Below are 19,442 nucleotides of genomic sequence, written 5' to 3' on the forward strand. Positions count from 1 at the left end.
TGCGAAGCGCAAATACCCGCGCCCGAACAGGCCTATCCGTATCGATGTTCATGGCTTACACCCTGTGCGAATCACCCCGACGTCGGCCGCTCGAAAGCGCCATCGGCCAAGGTATCCGGCGTGCAACGCAGGTCGCCGATCATCAGCACATCGTTTTCACTGCGGGCCTTGCTCGGGTCGAGGCGGAACTGACAGAGCAACTGGTTGCCCCGGCGCACTTCCAGGGTGGGCGAGCCGGCGTTCATTTCCATCGAGAAGAACCCGTCGACCTCGCTGACGCCACGGCTGGCATGGTTGATCACGTGATGACCCTTGAGCGGGCGGCCCTGCGGGTCGAGCAGGCGACCGAGCACGGTGACGGTTTTCATCACGCGGATCTTGCGGTAGTCCACCCCGCCCTTGTTGATGTGGTAGGCGCTGCGCGGCGGCTGGATGTTCGCCGCCGGCGGGTGGTTGCCGTCGAAGTCGAACGCCACCGAGCCGGTCCGGTAGGCGGTGAGCGGCACGAAGTTGCGCCCCGGCCGCAGCGCGGTGCTGCCACCGCTGAGGTCGTCGGCGCGCAGGGTGATGTCGTCGAGGTCGGTTTCCACATCGACGATCATGCCCGCGCCGTCGCCGTGGTACTGGCTGGTCAGGGCCACCTTCTGGCCGCCGACGGCGAAGGTGCTGTGCAGGTTGAGGCCGCCGGTGAGGTTGCCGTTGAAGGAGGAGCGCTGGGCAAACGCATCGCCGGCGAGCATGTCGCCGTGGAAGCTGGTCATGCCGGACAGGCCGACGCCGTAGGTATCGGTCAGCACGGTGGCCGAGACGTTCTGCAGCACATGGCCGCTGAGGTCTTTGCGGTAGGTCAGCGAGCCATTGTTGTCACGTTTGCCGTCGCGCGAGGTGCGCGAGCCGATGCTGCCCGACCACTGCTCGCCCGGCCCACCGAGGGCCAGGTTGAGGGTCAGGTCGACGCCACGGTTGCGCCGGTCGCCGGTGCTGCGGCTGGCGGGGCGGTCGAACAGCGACAGGCGCCAATTGGCATCGCTGCCGAACAACCGGTCGTGCTTGCTCCAACCCAGGTCCAGGCCGACGCCCTCGACGTTGCCCTGGCTGTGGGACAGGCGTGCATTGAGCGAATGCTGGTTGATCAGGCGGTGATTGATCGACAGCGACGAGGTACTGGTCTGGCCGACGAAGGTTTGCCGGGTGCGCAGCCGCGTGCCGTCGGGCAGCGTGTCGTAGGTGTTGCGGGTGTCCAGCCAACTGCGGTTGTGGCTGGCGATCACGCTGCCGGCGCCATAACTGTAGAGGCCTTGCACGTCCATGCCGGTGCCGTGGTCCTGGGTCTGGTAGACGTTGGCGTACAGGCTCGCCTGGGTCGCCAATGTCCAGTCGATGGAAGCGCCGTATTGCATGCGCTCCTGCACCTGGCGCCCGGACAAGCCGACGATCACACGCGGGTGCAGCAGGTAATTGAGCGAAGCGCCGGCGGTCATATCGCCTTTGTCGCGTTGCTCCCAGTTGTTGAACAAGGTGCTTTCGCGGCCGGCGAACACGTTGTAGCGCCAGCGCTCGTCATGGTTGCGCCAGTTGTTGGGCTTGTACACCAACTCCTGGGTGGTGGCAGTGACCTGGCCGTCCTCGACCAGGCGCACTTCCACTTCATAAATGCCACCGGGCAACGGCCGCGTATCGATGCTCTGCAAACCGGCGGCCACCGCCTGGGTGTTGATCAGCAGGCCGTTGCGGTAAATCTCCACCGAGCCCTGGCGGTTGGAGGTGACGTAGATCGGGTACACGCTGGGCTTGGGGTTGTTGATAGCCAGGCTGTCGGAACTGCCGAGCATCACACCCACGGCGATATCCGGCGCGGCGCCGAACGCGCGCGGCTGGCGATTGAGCCCCTCGGAGGTGGGCGTGAAATAGCCCAGGCGCAGGAACTGGCCTTCGAATTCGCGCTGGGCGTACAGCGAATACAGTGCGTGATAAAGCTGGGTGTCCGGCCCGCCGAGGCGTGCCAGTTGCAGGTTGAGCGCATGGCTCCAGTTCCCCAGGCTGCTGCTGGCTTCAACCCCGAAACGTCCGCCGAGTTCCTGCGCTTGGCCGCCGTTGAGGTTCAACTGGTTGCTGACAATCAAGCCCGTGCTGCCGTCCTGGGGCTGGTGGTAATAACGTTGATGATCGGTGTCATGCTCGGCGTTCTCCGTGAGGATCGAGACCAGCGAGTTTTCCAGGTTGTAATGCACCGCCAACATCTTCTCCGGGCAGGTTTGCGTGCAACTTCCCAGGGCCGCGCCTTGTTGCAGGTAGTGGCTCCAGGTATCGCGCTCAGCGGGTTGTATCGGGCTGTCGCTGATATCGGTAAAGTCCAGCAGCGTGAGGCGGTCATCGCGCGAAAGTATCACCATCGCCTCGCCCAGAAAGACTTCGTCGCGTTCGATACGCACGGCCAGGGGCACATCAAAAAAATGCTCTTCGAATTCGCTCGGCAAACCTTTCGCCTGAGCCAGTAAACTGCGTGGCGTATAACTGTTATCAGCCGCCGCCCAGGCAGCCGAACAGGCAAGCAGGGCCAGCGCCGCCGCGATGGGTTTCATCGGGAACATGAACTTAATACTCTATGGCGAACTGCAAACCATCTGGAAACCGACCGCAGGCGAACACAACCTGCGGGCGGTGGGTGTGATCGATAAGGCGCGGCCTTATCGCGTGCCGGGTGCTTAGAAAGCGGTGCGCGGCACGTTGTCGAAGATCACGGTGGCGACGCTGGTGTAGAGACCGGTCTGGGTGTCCGCCGGCTTGGCGGCCTTGATGGTCATCATTTTTTGCAGGCCGGGGTTGGACTCTGCGTCGGCGGCCACTTCTTGCGGGCTACCGGTCAGGGCCACGGTGCCCAGGGTGATGGTCAGCGGGATCGAGTCCGTGCCGTTGGTGAGCGCCGCCGGGCCGTCCTGCAGGTAGGCGTCGATCGAGCCACCGGTGTTTTTCAGGGTGAACATCGAGGACAGCGTGCTCAGTTCGCCGGTCACGGTGTTGTAGGTCATGATTTCGTCGCGACCGAAGTTGGGGTCCAGGGGCTGGGCGTGGAACTGCTTGGTAGGGATGTCGGCCTTGATGTTGATCGTGGTGCTTGCATCGTTGGCGGCCATGGCAGCCGAAGAACCCAATACCGCAACAGCCAGCGGGAGCAGAACAGCAAACTTCTTGATCATGCTTGAATACCTAGTAGTCATTTAAAGGAAGGCGGTTAACTAAAAAGCAAGTCAAGACTCACTTCCAACTAACAGCGCGGCGCAATGTTCATTGTTTGGCTGAACATTCAACGCCGGGAAATATTCGACCAATGCGCTTTAAAAGTAAGCAGGCAAGCTCCGAGAAACATGCAGGCCAATAGGCCATTACGCTGGAGGAAGAAATGCAATAAATACGATTTTTAAAAAAACGACTGTAAGACGTTAATGACACACAGATAATTCAATAAAAGCAGTACAGTTATCAGGAGACACTTAACGCACAACTTCACATCTGTAGTATTGGAACTACACGAGGGCATCACTCTACGCCTTCAACGGCCACCGCCTAGATTGACGACGGTGTTATTGACGTAGGATCTGGACTTTTCCACCCCCCTGCCCGCGCCGGCAGGGGGGGTCAGGTTTACTGGACGTGGGTGAGTTTCACCACCTGATCGAGGGCCGAGAGCAGCCGTTCGAACGCGCTGAACCGCTCGTCCTTCAGTTCTGCCCAGCGCTCGATGAAGAAGCGGCCTTGATCGTCGATCTGCACCGGCGTGGAAAGGATCTCGCCGCTGCGCGAGTGATGCACCAGATTCACTTCATGGAGTGAAAGCTGCTCGACCATGAACTGCCCCGGTCGCGTCAAGCGTGAACGATCGGCGGGAACATAGGCGCGAGGAGGACGCATGCCAGGGACGCCGACAGCCAGGGTGAAGTCGCTGCGGATCGCCGTCAGCCGGTTGGGGTACAACGACGATCCGTAGGCGACGGTCCATTGCAGCCCTGAGCGCAGCTCGCTGGCCGTGCCCGCCGGTACATCTGAGAGCCGCAGGCTGATCGCCCCTTGCGTCTGGGCCACCCCCGCAATCCCTTCGACCGAATGCACATGAGCATTGCCCATGTGCGCCACCCACTTGTGCGCGCCCTGGGCCGCCTGGTCTAGACGGATGACCTCGCCGGCAAAGAAGTTGAACATCGCAATGCGCGACGTCTGCGGCGCGCTCATACCCTTGGTGTGGTAGCTCGATACGCAATCCAATGCGCGGATGCGCAGGCCGTGTTTGCCTGCCACTTCCACCACGCTGGTGTACGTGTGCGGCCCGCGGTACTCGGGCATGTGGCCCCGGTCGAGGGTCCACAGGCGGTCTTTGAGCGCTGGGGGCAATACGCCCGTGCGCTGGAAGGTATCCAGGTCGGCCTGGTGCAGGTCGGTGAACAGGTGCTCCATGTACAGGGTTTTGACGCCTTGCTGCTTGAGCGCCTTCATCTGATCGATCAGCAGCGCCTTGCTCGATTGCTCGACGTGGCTCTCGCAGACAATCAGCCCCCGAGCGTGTTGGTAGCTTTGCGCGATAAAGTCGGCGGGCGTGGTGTTCGCCGGCAGGTCCGGCAACGTCGGCCTGGGGGGCAGTTCAGGGGTTTTGAAGAACGCCTGCGCCGTTTTGTTCAGGCGCTCGCGGGTCTTGTGGAAGGCGCTTTCGGCAGCGGCGATTTTCGGGTTGAGCGACCCATAACGGGTGTCGAACGCATGCGCTCCTTTGCCCATTTCATGCAGCTCGGGGACGAACCGCGAGTCGATGTCGAACTCGCTGTACGCGCTTGCGCGGCCAGGCGCGGTGACGAATGCCGGGGGCGCCGTGTAGGCGGTTTGCAGGGTCAGCTTGAAGTCGGCTTTGGCCGCCGGGTCGTCGACGATCGCGCCGGGCGTATCGTTCCAGATGCCCACCGGTTGGCCGGGGGCGACGTCTTCGACGCGCACACTCAGGGTCTTTTGCAGGTCGGCCAGGCCCGGGGTCTGGGTGTGCGTGTTGAGACGGCGGCTGTCGACCAGGGCGACCCACCCTTCGCCGGGTTTTGCGCCGATGTCGGCCTCGATCAGCGTGTGGGAGTAGAAGTGTCGCTGGGCGTTGGGCCGAGGGCTGACCAGCGCGCCGTTTTTCAGGTTGAAGGCTTTGTCCACCTCGTAGCCGGTAGACGCGTCCAGCCCACAAACGGCGATGTTTTGCCGGCGCGCCGCAAGGATCAGGGCGCGATAGGAATGCGGCGAGTCGTTGGCGATCCCCAGGGCTGCCTCGACTTTTTTCAGGTACTCGCTGATGTGCCAGTAGCTGCCGCCGGCGTTGAACTTGTCCAGTTTGCCCCGGAACAGGTCGGCCGGCAGGTACTCGATGTACAGGCGCCGCACGCCCTGCTCGTAGAGGGTGTGCATATTGTCGATCAGCAGCTGTTTGGCGGCGAGCGAGCCAGGCACGGCGCCCACCACCAAGCCGGGGTTTTCCTTGAAGGCGCTTTCCAGGATGTGCCGATGGCTCGCGCTGGCTTCGAAGGCCAGTACATCGGCCCTGGGAACGATGGGATTGAGCTGGGCGAAGAACGTGTCGGCATCGCCGCGCAACTGCAGGTAGGCGTGCAGGTAAGGGGCCTGGAGCGGGGCCATTTCATAGGTCAGCAGGCTGTCGCGGGTGCCCTCGCCCAACAACTCATCGACGCTGGAGGTGTTGCGAAACTCCACGCTCAGAACGCTTTCGTAGTCTTTGGCCAGCTCCGGCGGAACTTCATAGCGCTGCAACGCGTGGGGGCTTGGCGCGGGGCGTTTCGGCGCCCCGCCGGTGAGGCCCGAGCGCACCCAGCGGCCCTCGGCGTTCTGGTTGACCAGGCGTGCGGTCGACACGAGTTTGCCGCTCACCGGGTCCTGGCGAAACAGCAGATAGCGACCCAGGGCATCGGGGGTTTTGCCCGCCCACAACGGCCGGCCCTCGAACCACACCGCCTGCATACCGGCGAGCGTGGGGCTCGGCGGCTGCAGTTGTTGGATCAACGCCATGGCCTGGCGCGGCGCTGCTGGGCGCATGAGGTGGCGCATCGGCCGGAGCAGCGGGCCGATGGACTTGAGTGCCGGGCGCAGGTCGGTGAACACCGCGCCGAGGCTGTTGCTCAGGTAGCCGACGAAGTGTTGCAGCGCCGCATCGGTGTCGCCCTGGTTGTAGGCGTGCAGGGCCAGCATGCCGTCCTTGAGCGCCAGCAGCAGGCCCAGGCTCAGGCTCAACACCGGGAACGGTGCGGTCGCAATGGCGATCAGCGGTTCGAGGCAACTCCAGACCAGGCCCATGATCATGTCGGTGCGATTGACCGTGGTGGCGGCAACGTCGTCGATCTTGCGTTGCAGCTTCATGTCGTGCAGCAGGTGACGCAGGTCGAGCACGGGCGGCACGCGCTCGATCGCGTCGTAGCGCGCCAGGCTCAGGTCGGTGCTGTTGAGGTCTGCGGGCAGGCCGGCCTGGGCGGTTTGCAGAAAACGCCGCACGCGCACCCGGGACTGCACACCGACGCGGGCGCTGAAGTAATCGAGCATGCCGTCGACTTTTTTCAGCAGGTAGTTGAACAGCCGGGCTTCGCGCAAGAACACGCCGTCCGGCGCCTGCGGTGTATAGAGCAACACCGGATTCGCGCCGTGGCTGAACAGCAAGGTGTCGATCACCCAGTCGCCGTCGATCATCAGGCGATGTACGTTGTAGATGCTGCGCGTCTCGACCGAGGTGTCGTCCAGGCTCTTGATGGCGCGTTCAAACCAATCCAGATCGACCTGGGCGATATGGCCTTTGAGGCGCGATTCGAGCGCCGCGCTGTGCAACTGCAACTGGTTGATCGCCAGCGTTGCGTCGCGGCGCAGGGCATAACCGGGGCTGGCCGGGTTTTGCAGTTTGGCCTGGACTTCATCGGCGTAGCGCTGGCCGATCCATACGCCGCGCACCGAAAGCGCGACGTTGCGCGGCGTGAGCTTGCTCAGGTCGACCCCGGCCGGGCCCATGAAGGTGGCGACGGTGTCGAACCTGGCGTCGAGAAACCCCAGCGAATCCTCATAACCATCGCGATACAAGCGGGTGTAGGACACCGACGCGGGGCGCGTCAACGCCGGGAAGTCTTTGGGGTAATGCACCCACACCGTATCGGGGTCGACATCGTTTTGCCGCTGGCGCCCCAGCAGGGCGTTGAGCTGCGTCTTGGCCTGGGCATGCAGGAAGCGCTCGAAGCTGATGAAGCGGGCGTCGGATAACGGGTTTTGCGCATAGGTGTTCGCCGCGCCTTCGGCGTTTTCCGCCAGTTGAGTCAGTTGTCGACGCTGGGCCTCGGTGGCGGCCCGGTACCACGTCGGGGTGCCCCAGTGGTAATCGTCGGTCTGCACCTCCAGCAGTTGGGCGCACAGGGCCTTGAGGCAATCGGCGTGGTCGGCCGCCTGGCTGAAGGTGACGTGGCGATATTCCTGGCGCGCCGGAATGAAGCCCAGGCCAGCCATGAACGTTTCCAGACCCGCACGGGACTTGAGGGCGACTTGCCCCAGCAGATAAGCGCGCATGGTTTCGTCCGCGCACCAGCCGAGGATATGCGCCTGGCAGCCGGTTTCCGTGTCGAACCCATGAAACTGCTGGGCCTGCGGCGCTTCGGGGGTACACAGCAGCAAGCGCTGGATCGCGCCCTGCTCGTCGCGCTCGCGCAGCAGCCAGAGGTCCTTGAGCACACAGCCATTGAGCGCAACGCTGCTCGCGTGCAGTTGCGCGTCGGTGCCGCGACGCAGGCGGGTAACGCGTTGATAGTCGGCCTCGGTGATGTGGTTTTGCAGCGTGGCCGTGTAGGCCAGGGCATTGATGCGGCGGTCGAGCATCTGTTCGATGGCGGCATGGATCTGCGGCTTGGCGTAGTACTCGCGGCGCACGGCCTCAAACTCCGCACGCGGTTTGAGGCTGTCGAGCAGGCTGACCAGATAGGCCGGGGTCAGGTCTTGATAGCGCTCGGGCAGTGGCGCGTCGGCATACGTGAGGGTGGTATTGAGCAAAAACGCCGAGCCGGGCAGTTCGTCGCCGGTGTGCAGGCCGCGCAGCGCCAGCGCGGTCAGGTTGTGTTTCTGCTCGTAGGCGCCGACCCTGGCCACACTGCGGCGCGTGCGGACTTGCAGGCGGTCAGGGTCCAGGTCGGTGATTTCCAGGTCAGCGGCCAGTTGTTCGAGCAACTGATAGCGCGCCAGGGCCTGCGGCGAGGCGGCATGGCCGAACAGGTTCAGCAGGGCTTGGCGGGCCTCGTCGTACTCGCTCAGCTGCCGCGCCAGGGCCTCGCGCTGGTGGCTCGGCGCGTTGCGATACCAGGCCGGGGCGCTGTGCTCCAGGCAACGGTCGAGCAGGCGCTGGGCGCGCAATTCCAGGCGCGGGCTGAGGTCGGGCAAGGCCGCGCGAATCGCGTCGTCCAGCTCGGCAAGCAGCTGTCGGGCGCTATGGTCGGGGTTGGCGTCCAGGCTCAAGGCCCAATCGATATCCAGCGCGCGTTTGGCCAGCCTGGCGTCGTAGGTGTGTTCGCACAGCGGTTCGCTGTTGATGGGGACCAACTGCAGCGGCCAGACGCCCATGACGGACAGCCCCCAGTACCGGCGCGGCAGCAGGCGCATGAACTCCTTGCGCCAACTGCCGACCGCCATCGTCTCGCGCAGTCGGCGGTTCATCTCGGCCAGCGAGCTGAACGACTCGAAGCCGCGGGCCGGCGTGAACAGCACGACGTAGCCGGCATCGTCGGCCGGGGTCAGCTGCGCGACCACGGGGGTGTTTTTTTCGGTCAACACAAAGGCCCCGGCGAACTCAATCGTCTGGGCTCGATAGCTGAACGTCAGCGCATAGATGCCCGGTCGAAAGCTCGGCCCGAGCCCCAGGTTCTGCACCAGACGGGCCTCTTCACGATGCAGCAGAGAGTCCTGGATGTTGAGCCTGGCTTCGAGTTCCAACGCGACCAGGCCGGCGTCGTTGGCCATGAACGTGCGCAGGCTTTGGCCGCCCAACACCCCGGTTTCGTCCAGTTTTTGCAAGTGCGCCGTGAGGTCGCGCTTGAGCGTCGCCAGCCGTTGCTTGCCCTCGTCACTTTGCAGGTCGGCCTGCGCCACATCGGCATACAGCGCACGACAGCGGTCGAAGTGAGCGCGCGCGTGCGCCGTGAGCGTCTGGTTGAGTTTTTCAAGCTGTTGTAACTCGACGGGGAGCGGCCGCTTGGACAGTAACGGGGTGTCGGTTTCGAGCAACTGGTGACCGATCTGATGCAGATACCCGCGTATTTCCAAGGAGGTTGGCGAGTAAGGGGGAGAAATCAATGTGCTCATCGCACTGGCTCCATGCACATGGGAAGAGCCATCAGCATGCTGGGCGCATCACGCGGGACGGTGGTAGTTAAGTAGGCCGCGACCGTTGGTCGACTGATCTTGAACAGTATAAAGATATATCTTAAGTTATATCTTAACCAAAACGGAGAGACCCAAAATGAGAGAGCATCATCCCCATTCCCACGGCGACGGCCGCGACGGCTTCGAAAAACGCCCCGGCCGTGAACGCGGCGGTCGCGGCCCACGCGTGTTCGCCCCCGGCGACCTGAAGTTGCTGTTGCTGGCGCTGATCGCCGAGCAGCCGTGCCACGGCTACGACCTGATCCGCCAGATCGAAGGCCTGTTCGACGGCGCCTACAGCCCCAGCCCCGGCGTGATCTACCCGACCCTGACCTTCCTTGAAGAAAGCGAATTGATCAGCGGCGATGCCGAAGGCGGAAAAAAACGCTACACCATCACCGACGCCGGTCGTCTTTCTTTAAGTGAGCAGGCGATTGCACTGGAAGGCGTGCGAATGCGTATCGACGTGAGCAAACGCTCGCTGCGCGGCCATGATCGCCCGCCCGAAATCCACGAGGCGGTGCATAACCTGCGTCATGCCTTGCAACTGCACCACGGACGCTGGAGCGCCGAAGAAATCGCGCGGGTCGCCACGCTGCTCAACAGCACCGCACAAGCCATCGTCGACGGCCCGGCCGTTCAAGCTGTCCAGGGGGAAAATCAATGAATACGCCCGTCATCCATCGCGTCAGCCACGAGATCAAACGCCGTCGCCTCGACGTGCTGCGGGTGGTCGATATCACCCCGCGCATGCGCCGCATCACCCTCGGCGGCCCCGAACTGGCGGGGTTTGTCAGCCTGGGCAGTGACGATCACATCAAGCTGATGTTCCCGCAGAACGCCGCCGAGCAAGCCGCGCTGCAAAGCCCGACCTTCAGCATCAAGGGCGATGGCCCGCAGCCGGCCATGCGCGACTACACGCCACGGCGTTTCGACCTGAGCCTCGGCGAGTTGGACATCGACTTCGTGCTGCACGGCGACGGCCCCGCCTCCACCTGGGCCGAGCAGGCTCAAGTCGGCCAGCACCTGTACATCGGCGGCCCACGGGGCTCGATGATCGTGCCGGACATCTTCGACAGCTACCTGCTGATCGGCGACGAAACCGCCCTGCCCGCCATCGCCCGCCGCCTCGAAGAACTGCCGGCCGGGCGCACGGTGCTGGCGGTGATCGAAATCGCCGATGCGGCGGAACGGCAAACACTGCAAAGCGCGGCCGAGGTGGAAGTGATTTGGGTGGTGCGCGGCCAGGCCGACCTGCTCGACACCGTGCGCGCACTGACGCTGCCGAGCGGTGCGCTGTACACCTTCGTCGCGATGGAAACCAAGCTGTCGCGCCAGGTGCGCCGGGTGCTGCTGGATACGCACAAGGTCGATGAAGCGTTCCTCAAGGCCGTCGGCTACTGGCGCGCCGAGGGCAGTGAGGAAGAGTGAGTCATCCGTGGGGTTTGATGCTTTTATCCAACCCCACCACCGCCAGAGCAATCAGCACAAACCCCGCCAGAATCCCCCCGGCATTCACGAACACCTGTGGATAACCGAGGGTGCCGACGTCGAAAAACGGATACTGGTATTGCCCGAGCAAATCCCCGCGCAGCAGCACATAGGCGAAGTACACCAACGGGTACAACACCCACAGGCCAATGTGTTTGCACTGCAACGTGCCCTTGGGCACACAGCGCCACCAGTAGACGACAAACAGCAGCGGCATCACGTCGTGCAGCAATTCGTCGGCGATGAACTGGAACCCTTCGGGCTGCCACAGGTGCCGCAGCAACAGGTTATAGGCCAGGCTCACCAGCACGATGCTGGCGACAATCGCGCTGCTGACCCTGGGCGCCAGGAAAAACCGCTTCGCCGCTGAATCACGATCAACCACGGCGTAGCTCAGCACCACCACCACCAGGGTGTTGGTCAACACGGTGAAGAAGCTGAAGAAGTTGACCAGACCGCCCAACAGGCTGGCGCCCGTCGACCAGCGCGAATAGAAAATCAGGTATTGCTGAATCGCCAACCCCACCCAACCGGCCAGGGCCGCCGCCGTCACACAGCGTTTCATGGGCTCAGTCCAACGGGCGTTTGGTACGCATCAGTTTCACGTACAGCCCTTCGACTTTCTCCCGCGCCCACGGGGTTTTGCGCAGGAACGTCAGGCTCGACTTGATGCTCGGGTCGCTCTTGAAACAGCGGACATCGATGCGCTCGGCCAGACCGCTCCATTCGTAGTGTTCCACCAGGGTGGTGAGGACGTGTTGCAGAGTCACGCCGTGAAGCGGGTCGTTGCTTGTCGCGGTCATGCCAGGCCTTTTGCAAAAAGAGGAAATACAGCCGCGCACCTTAGCCGACGGGGCGAACAGGTGGAAGCACCGCATTGAATATAGCCCCTGGGGAAAAGTTGCCCTTTTCAGGGCAAAAAGAGATGTTATATTGTAACGATAGTTATCAACCGTAAGCTGTTCGTTACCGTTTGCCGCCTTCTCTTTTTGTCGTTTGCCAAGGAATGTCCGATGTCCCTCTCCTCTGCCTGGCGCTTGTCGCCCCTCGCCGCCGCCCTGCTGATCTGCTCCGAAGCCCATGCGCTGGAACTGCAACCCCAAGTCATCACCGCCAACCCCCTGGGCAGCGCGCAACTGGCTTCGCCGACCACCGTGCTGGAAGGCGATGAGCTGACCCTGCAGCAAAAAGGCAGCCTCGGCGAAACCCTGAACAAGCAACCGGGCGTGTCGTCGTCCTACTTCGGCCCGGGCGCCAGCCGACCGATCATCCGCGGCCAGGATGGCGACCGCATTCGCCTGCTGCGCAACGGCGTGGGCGCGCTGGATGCGTCGTCGCTGTCCTACGACCACGCCGTGCCGCTGGACCCGGTCAACGTCGACCGCATCGAAATCGTGCGCGGCCCGGCGGCCCTGTTGTACGGCGGCAGCGCCATCGGCGGGGTGGTCAACACCTTCGACAATCGCATCCCCACCGAAGCCATCGAAGGCATCCACGGCGCCGGCGAATTACGCTACGGCGGCGCCGACACCACGCGCAGCAGCGCGGGCAAACTCGAAGCCGGCAACGGCACCTTCGCCCTGCACCTGGACGCGAATGCGCGGGAATTCAACGACCTCAAAATCCCGGGCCAAGCCCGCAGCCGCCACGCCCCGGAAGCCGAAGACGGCCCCGGCAAAAACGGCCGCCTGGGCAACAGCGACGGGCGCCAGGACGGCGGTGCGCTGGGCGGTTCCTACACCTGGGACGACGGTTATGCCGGGCTGTCCTACAGCACCTACGACAGCAACTACGGCTCACCCGCCGAACAGGCTGTGCGGATCCGCATGAAGCAGGACCACTACGCGTTTGCCTCCGAGGTACGCAACCTGCAAGGCCCGTTCACCTCGGTGAAACTCGACGCCGGCTACACCGACTACGAGCACCGCGAAATCGAAGGCGGCGAAACCGGCACGATCTTCAAGAACAAAGGCTATGAAGCCCGGGTTGAAGCGCGCCACCAGCCGCTCGGCCCGTTCGACGGCGTGGTCGGCGCACAAGTGACCCGCAACGAGTTCTCGGCCCTCGGCGAAGAAGCCTTCGTGCCGCAGACCGACACCAACGCCGGCGCGCTGTTCATCCTCGAAGAAATGCAGGCCACCGAGCGCCTGAAACTCAGCCTCGGCGGGCGCCTGGAGCACACCAGCGTCGACCCGGACAGCAAAGGCAACGCGCGCTTCGCCAATGCCGACAAGACCAACGACTTCACCGCCGGCAGCCTGTCGTCCGGCGCGGTGTACACCCTCACGCCGATCTGGTCGCTGGCCGCAACCCTGGGCTACACCGAACGCGCGCCGACCTTCTACGAGCTGTACGCCAACGGCGCTCACGTCGCCACCGGCACCTACGAGTTGGGCAACGCCAACCTGAAGAAAGAAAAAGCCGTATCCAGCGACCTCGCACTGCGCTTTGACAACGGCACGCACAAGGGCAGCTTCGGCGTGTTCTACAGCCGTTTCTCCAACTACATCGGCCTGCTGGGCACAGGTCGCACATTGAACGACGAAGGTGAAGAAGACGCCGGCGGCATCCCCGAATACGAATACTCAGGAGTGCGTGCCCGTTTCGCCGGCTTTGAAGCCCAGGATCACTGGAAGCTCGGCGAAGGCGCCTACGGCAAGTTCGCACTGGAACTGTCGGGCGACTACACCCGCGCCACCAACCTCGACACCGGCGAAGCCCTGCCGCGCATCGCACCGCTGCGCCTGAACAGCGGCTTGCTGTGGGAACTGGACCGCTGGCAAGCGCGCATCGACATCGAACACGCCGCCGGACAAGGCCGTGTGCCCTCCAACGAAAGCGGCACCGACGGCTACACCACACTGGGCGCCAGCGCCGGCTATCGCTTCAACGTCGGCGGCAGCCAGTGGCTGGCATTCGTCAATGGCGAAAACCTGACCAACCAAACCGTGCGCTATGCCAGCTCGATCCTGCGCGACATCGCCCCGGCAGCAGGCAGAAGCGTACAAGTGGGCCTGCGCACCACCTTCTAACTATCCAAAAAGAACCGCCCCACGATGCAAAGCGAGGCTCTTGATCCGCTTTCGATCCAAAGCCCCCCACAATGCAAAACGAGGCTCTTGATCCGCTTTCGATCCAAAGCCCCCCACAATGCAAAGCGAGGCTCTTGATCCGCTTTTGATCCAAAGCACCCCACAATGCGAAGCGAGGCTCTTGATCCGCTTTTGATCCAAAGCACTCCACAATGCGAAGCGAGGCTCTTGATCCGCTTTTGATCCAAAGCACTCCACAATGCGAAGCGAGGCTCTTGATCCGCTTTTGATCCAAAGCACTCCACAATGCGAAGCGAGGCTCTTGATCTTGATCTTGATCTGAGGCGCCCCGTTAAACCACGCTGGCCGAACGCAGGCTTGAATCCGTGGGCAACCCGGCAGGACGCCGGGTTAGCCGTCCTGGGCCAGGGATGGCCCATGACGGCGGCCCACGGATTCAAGCCGGAGTGAGGGCACACCGAGCACTAGCGAGGTGCCGAGTGGTGGGGCAAGAGCCCTTTGGTTACTTTGGGGCTTTTCCAAAGTGACCCGCCGTAAGGGCGGAACCCATAGCCGCCGTTACCGAAGAAACGGATATGCCCCCTCCCCCAAGGCCATCCACCAGCCCCCTAACAACAACCCCACCCCCTCATCCCACAGCGACATTCTGTCACTGTTACCAAATCCGAAATAATGCATCTTGCGATTTTCACTTTCTCTCAACGCCCCACCGCATTATCCTTGGCGGCAATAACCTGAAACGATTCACTCTCGGTCAACCCCAACCTACCGAACACCCCTCGCCACAAAGACAGCGCTGTCTCACACCCGACCGCGCCTAAAAATAAATCACCCCCCTGTGGATACCCCCCGCTATCCCCAGGAAAAACCGACTCACGCTGAACCAAGCCCGTGCCAAATCGTCATCTACAGTGAAGACACACGGGGACACATAATTCCAACGTCACGGAGAAACACACTATGAGCACTGATGGTGCCTCAAGCCCAAGCCGCCTACTGCCCAGGCTGCTAGGCGTCTTGCTGCTGATCATGGGCCTGGCCTTACTGGCCGGCGGTATCAAGCTGAGCCTGCTCGGCGGGTCGCTGTACTACCTGCTGGCCGGCATCGGCATCACCCTGACCGGCCTTCTGCTGCTGGCCACCCGCCGCGCCGCGCTGGGCCTATACGCACTGGTACTGTTCGCCAGTACCGTGTGGGCACTGTGGGAAGTCGGCCTGGACTGGTGGCAGTTGGTACCGCGCCTGGCACTGCTGTTCGCCCTGGGCATCGTCATGCTACTCCCATGGTTTCGCCGTCCGTTGCTGCGTGGCCAATCGGCACCGCTGGGCACCGGCGCGCTGAGCGTGGCCGTGGTCCTGGCCGGCGCTGCCGCCGTGGCCAGCCAATTCACCCACCCGGGTGAAATCAAAGGCCAACTGGACCGCGACGCAGTACCGGGCATGGCCAGCGCCGCGCCGACCCAGGCCGATGGCGACTGGAATTCCTACGGCCGTTCGGCCTACGGCGATCGCTACTCGCCCCTGGCGCAGATCACCCCGGAAAACGCCCACAAACTGGTTCCAGCGTGGACCTACCGCACCGGCGACATCCCAGGCCCGAACGACCCGGGCGAGACCACCGCGGAAAACACCCCGCTGAAAGTCAACGGCATGCTCTACGTGTGTACCCCGCACAGCCAGGTGATTGCCCTGGACCCGGATACCGGCAAGGAAATCTGGCGCTTCGACCCGAAGATCAGCACCGAAGGTGCCGCAAACTTCAAGGGCTGGGCGCACATGACCTGCCGTGGCGTGTCGTATCACGATGACGCCGCCTACGCCTCCGAACAGAGCCCGACCGGCAGCGCCAGCCCGGCTGCCGCGCCGAACGCCTGCCCGAAACGCATCTTCGTGCCGACCGCCGACACCCGCCTGATCGCCCTGAACGCCGACACCGGCAAGATGTGCGAAGACTTCGGCGACAAAGGCCAGGTCGACCTGCGTGCCAATATCGGCAGCTTCGCCCCAGGCGGTTACTACTCCACTTCGCCACCGGCGGTGACCAAAAACCTGGTGGTGATCGGCGGTCACGTCACCGATAACGTCTCCACCGACGAGCCCAGCGGCGTGATCCGCGCGTTCGACGTCCACACCGGCAAGCTGGTGTGGAACTGGGACAGCGGCAACCCGGACGACACCACCCCGTTGGCCGAAGGCAAGACCTACACCCGCAACTCGCCGAACATGTGGTCCATGTTCTCTGTGGATGAAAAACTCGGCATGCTCTACCTGCCGATGGGCAACCAGATGCCCGACCAATACGGCGGCGACCGTACCGAAGACTCGGAAAAATACAGCGCCGGCCTGACCGCCCTGGACATCGACAGCGGCCACGTGAAGTGGACCTTCCAGTTCACCCACCATGACCTGTGGGACATGGACGTGGGCGGCCAGCCTTCGCTGATCGACATCAAGACCGAAGCCGGCGTGAAACAAGCGGTAATGGCGTCGACCAAACAAGGCAGCATCTACGTGCTGGACCGCGCCACCGGCCAACCGGTGGTGCCGATCCACGAAGTGGCCGTGCCGCAAGGCGCAGTCGCGGGCGATCACACCGCGCCGACGCAACCGAAGTCTGATCTGAACTTCATGCCACCGCCGCTCAAAGAGCGCGACATGTGGGGCGTGACCCCGTTCGACCAGATGCTGTGCCGCATCGATTTCAAATCCATGCGCTACGACGGTGCGTTCACCCCGCCTTCGCTGCAAGGTTCCATCGTTTATCCGGGTAACTTCGGCGTGTTCGACTGGGGTGGCATTTCCGTCGACCCGGTGCGCCAGATCGCGTTCGTGAACCCGAACTACATGGCGTTCAAATCGAAACTGATCCCGGCCGCCGACATTGCCAAGCAAGGCCCGCGCATCAGCGAAACCCAAGGCGTGCAGCCGAACAAAGGCGCGCCCTACGGCGTGATCCTCGAAGCGATGCTGTCGCCGATGGGCCTGCCGTGCCAGGCGCCGGCGTGGGGTTATGTGGCGGCGGTCGACCTGACCACCCACAAAACCATCTGGATGCACAAGAACGGCACCGTGCGCGACAGCTCGCCGGTTCCGCTCCCGCTGACCATGGGCGTGCCTAGCCTGGGCGGCACTTTCACCACCGCCGGTGGCGTGTCCTTCCTCAGCGGCACCCTCGACCAGTACCTGCGTGCCTATGACGTGAAAAACGGCAAGCAACTGTGGGAAGGTCGCCTGCCAGCCGGTGCGCAAACCACACCGATGACCTACACCGGCAAGGACGGCAAGCAATACGTGCTGGTCATGGCCGGCGGTCACGGCTCCCTGGGCACCAAGCAGGGTGACTATGTGATGGCGTTCAAACTGCCGGATTAAGCAAAACCTGCAGCAAAACAAAGGCGGCTACCCTCACAGGTAGCCGCCTTTTTTGGTTGGCATCAGCCTCGCGCGCGCATGAAATCCCCCCAGCGCCGCACCAGGTAGTTGTGTTCATCCATCACCGAGTTCCACACCGCGATATGCCCCATGCGCTGTTCATAGGAGCCGCCGTCGCGCACTTCGCCGATATCGATCAGCGGCAGGCCGTCGCTGCCCGGTAACTCTTCGCGCGCGGGCTTGCCGGCGTACCAGTAGTCCCATTCGGCGCTGGTCAAATGATCGCGGCTGCGTGCCGGGTTGCCGATGTAGTAACCCTGGCGTGCCATCACCGCGCCCGGCCAGCCGGACAACCACCAATTGAGGTACGCATAAGCCGCGTCGAGCACCGGGCCCTGGGCATGGCGCGACAACGACAGGCCGCCGAACCAGGCGCGATAGCCTTCACGCGGCACCGCCAGGCGGTACTTCACCCCGGCGCGATGCAGGCGCATCAGGGTCGGCGACCACAGGCTCTGGATATCGATGTTCGGGCTGAGCATCAATTGCGCGGCTTCTTCATCGTCGGACCAGAACGCCGCGAAGTGCCCTTCCTTCTGCTTGCGCACCAGGATATCGGCGAGCACGTCGATCTCTTCGATGCTCATGTTGCCGATGTCCCTGAACCTCGCCAGCCCGGCGCCCTGCACCGCCAACGCGGCATCGAGCGCGCCGATGGCGGCGTCACTTTGCAACGCGGTGCGCGCGCGCAACAGCGGGTCGAGCAGCCAGCCCCAGCTTTCGTTGCTGCGGCTGAACGCCTCGGGCAGGCGCTCGGGGCGGTAGGCGAAGCTGTCGGCGTTGTGGGTCAGCGGCAACATGCTGATGCGTTCGGTGACCGTGCTGCCGAGGCTACCATCGTGCTGCACAAACAACCGCTCGCTGGGCACGCTGCCACTGCCCAGGCGGTCGCTGGGCGACAGGCGACCGCGCTTGGGCAGGTCGTTGATCTCGTGCCACAAGGCGATGCGCCGCGTGTCGATGGGTTGGATCGCGCGGGCGGGCCATACGAAGTCGACGTTGTGGAACCACTGGTCGTACAGGTCGTAGCTGTCGGGCTGCATCACGGCGATGCGCTGGGCCTGTTCGACGTCATGCACCTGGTACACCAGGCGAATGCCCAGTTCCTGTTCGGCCCGCACGCGCAAGCATTCGAGCAAGGTCACCGACGTACCGAGGACTCTTAAGGTGATCATGCCGCGAACCGCCGTGAAAACGCCTCAAACGAGCGGCGCAGTAGCACCGGGTCGAGGCCGCGCAGGATAAACACCAGGCGCGATTGGCGGTCGCTGCCCGGCCACGCTGGCAGGTGGACCGGCGCATGCAGGCAGTGCTGCACACCATGAATGACGATGGGGGCCGAGCTTGCGTTCACGTTGAGCAGTCCTTTGACGCGAAGGATTCGTTCGCCATGGCATCTTAACAGCATCGACAACCACACTCCGAAACCGACCCAATCCAGCGGCCGGTCGAAGCTCAGGCAGCAGACTTGCGCGGCGCCGTGGCGGGCGGTGGTGGTCCGGTGCAGTTGCCAGCGCCTGACTTCGGCGGCCGGTTCGGCGCTGCGCAGACCTGCGCCGAGCAGCAGTTGATCGCCGCTGTGGATGTCGCGGCTATCAAGGATCGGCGTGCCCGCGTTCAGCGCCTGCAGGTGCAGGCGCAGCGGCGTGCAGTCGTCCACAAGGTCGGTCTTGCTCAGCAGCAAGCGATCCGCCGCCGCCACCTGGGCCAGCCATTCCGGGTGCAGGCGTTCCTGCAGGGCCGCGTGGCTGGCGTCGACCAGGGTGATGACCAGGCCGATATGAACACGCCCGCGCAGTTGCACGTCGTTGTTGAGGGTCGCGAGGATCGGCGCCGGGTCGGCCAGGCCGGTGGTTTCCAGGATCACCCGCTTGAAGGCCGGGATCTCGCCGCGCTCGCGGCGTTGCAACAGGCTGAGCAATGCGTCTTTGAGTTCGCCGCGAATCGAGCAGCATACGCAGCCGCCGGGCAGCAGCACCGTGTCCGGCGCCACCTCTTCCACCAGCAGGTGGTCGATGCCGACGTCGCCGAACTCATTGATCAGCAGCGCCG

Annotated in this window: 11 protein-coding genes; 4 read left to right on the plus strand and 7 right to left on the minus strand. The window is 63.5% G+C overall.

Annotated elements, in window-relative coordinates; translation table 11 throughout:
• Window positions 1-71 precede the first annotated feature (71 nt).
• The 3 genes from C8K66_RS21590 to C8K66_RS21600 form a co-directional block, all read right to left on the minus strand.
• Complete coding sequence (locus tag C8K66_RS21590) at window positions 72-2,591, minus strand: TcfC E-set like domain-containing protein (protein WP_108525894.1); 2,520 nt, start codon at window positions 2,589-2,591, stop codon at window positions 72-74.
• A gap of 114 nt (window positions 2,592-2,705) precedes the next feature.
• Window positions 2,706-3,197, minus strand: a complete 492-nt coding sequence (locus C8K66_RS21595; protein WP_046384572.1) for a CS1 type fimbrial major subunit — start codon at window positions 3,195-3,197, stop codon at window positions 2,706-2,708.
• A 445-nt stretch (window positions 3,198-3,642) separates the two neighbouring features.
• Window positions 3,643-9,354: a membrane-targeted effector domain-containing toxin gene (locus C8K66_RS21600; protein WP_108525896.1), complete on the minus strand. Its 5,712-nt coding sequence runs from the start codon at window positions 9,352-9,354 to the stop codon at window positions 3,643-3,645.
• Between the two features lie 157 nt (window positions 9,355-9,511).
• Here C8K66_RS21600 and C8K66_RS21605 point away from each other — a divergent pair, with 157 nt between their 5' ends.
• Both C8K66_RS21605 and C8K66_RS21610 read left to right on the plus strand, forming a co-directional pair.
• Complete coding sequence (locus tag C8K66_RS21605; RefSeq protein WP_017844567.1) at window positions 9,512-10,081, plus strand: PadR family transcriptional regulator; 570 nt, start codon at window positions 9,512-9,514, stop codon at window positions 10,079-10,081.
• Complete coding sequence (locus tag C8K66_RS21610) at window positions 10,078-10,845, plus strand: siderophore-interacting protein (protein ID WP_046384574.1); 768 nt, start codon at window positions 10,078-10,080, stop codon at window positions 10,843-10,845. Before C8K66_RS21605 ends, C8K66_RS21610 begins: the two co-directional genes overlap by 4 nt.
• Window position 10,846: 1 nt before the next feature.
• On the opposite strand, the gene C8K66_RS21615 is transcribed toward C8K66_RS21610, so the two are convergent.
• Complete coding sequence (locus tag C8K66_RS21615; RefSeq protein WP_017844565.1) at window positions 10,847-11,470, minus strand: Pr6Pr family membrane protein; 624 nt, start codon at window positions 11,468-11,470, stop codon at window positions 10,847-10,849.
• A gap of 4 nt (window positions 11,471-11,474) precedes the next feature.
• Window positions 11,475-11,708, minus strand: a complete 234-nt coding sequence (locus tag C8K66_RS21620; RefSeq protein ID WP_010212838.1) for a VF530 family DNA-binding protein — start codon at window positions 11,706-11,708, stop codon at window positions 11,475-11,477.
• Window positions 11,709-11,918: 210 nt separating this feature from the next.
• On the opposite strand from C8K66_RS21620, the gene C8K66_RS21625 reads away from it, so the two are divergent.
• Complete coding sequence (locus C8K66_RS21625) at window positions 11,919-13,937, plus strand: TonB-dependent receptor (RefSeq protein WP_046384575.1); 2,019 nt, start codon at window positions 11,919-11,921, stop codon at window positions 13,935-13,937.
• Between the two features lie 981 nt (window positions 13,938-14,918).
• Window positions 14,919-17,330 (plus strand): glucose/quinate/shikimate family membrane-bound PQQ-dependent dehydrogenase, encoded by a 2,412-nt coding sequence (locus tag C8K66_RS21635; protein ID WP_046384576.1) that lies wholly within the window; start codon window positions 14,919-14,921, stop codon window positions 17,328-17,330.
• Window positions 17,331-17,392: 62 nt separating this feature from the next.
• Here C8K66_RS21635 and C8K66_RS21640 read toward each other — a convergent pair whose 3' ends face one another.
• Both C8K66_RS21640 and C8K66_RS21645 read right to left on the minus strand, forming a co-directional pair.
• Complete coding sequence (locus tag C8K66_RS21640; RefSeq protein ID WP_026139746.1) at window positions 17,393-18,565, minus strand: PotD/PotF family extracellular solute-binding protein; 1,173 nt, start codon at window positions 18,563-18,565, stop codon at window positions 17,393-17,395.
• Window positions 18,562-19,442: GTP-binding protein (locus tag C8K66_RS21645; protein ID WP_108525898.1), on the minus strand; the 881-nt coding region annotated here is incomplete at its 5' end. The genes C8K66_RS21640 and C8K66_RS21645, both read right to left, overlap by 4 nt.

Origin of the sequence: Pseudomonas sp. GV105, from assembly GCF_003058185.1 — a bacterium.
Lineage (GTDB): Bacteria > Pseudomonadota > Gammaproteobacteria > Pseudomonadales > Pseudomonadaceae > Aquipseudomonas > Aquipseudomonas veronii.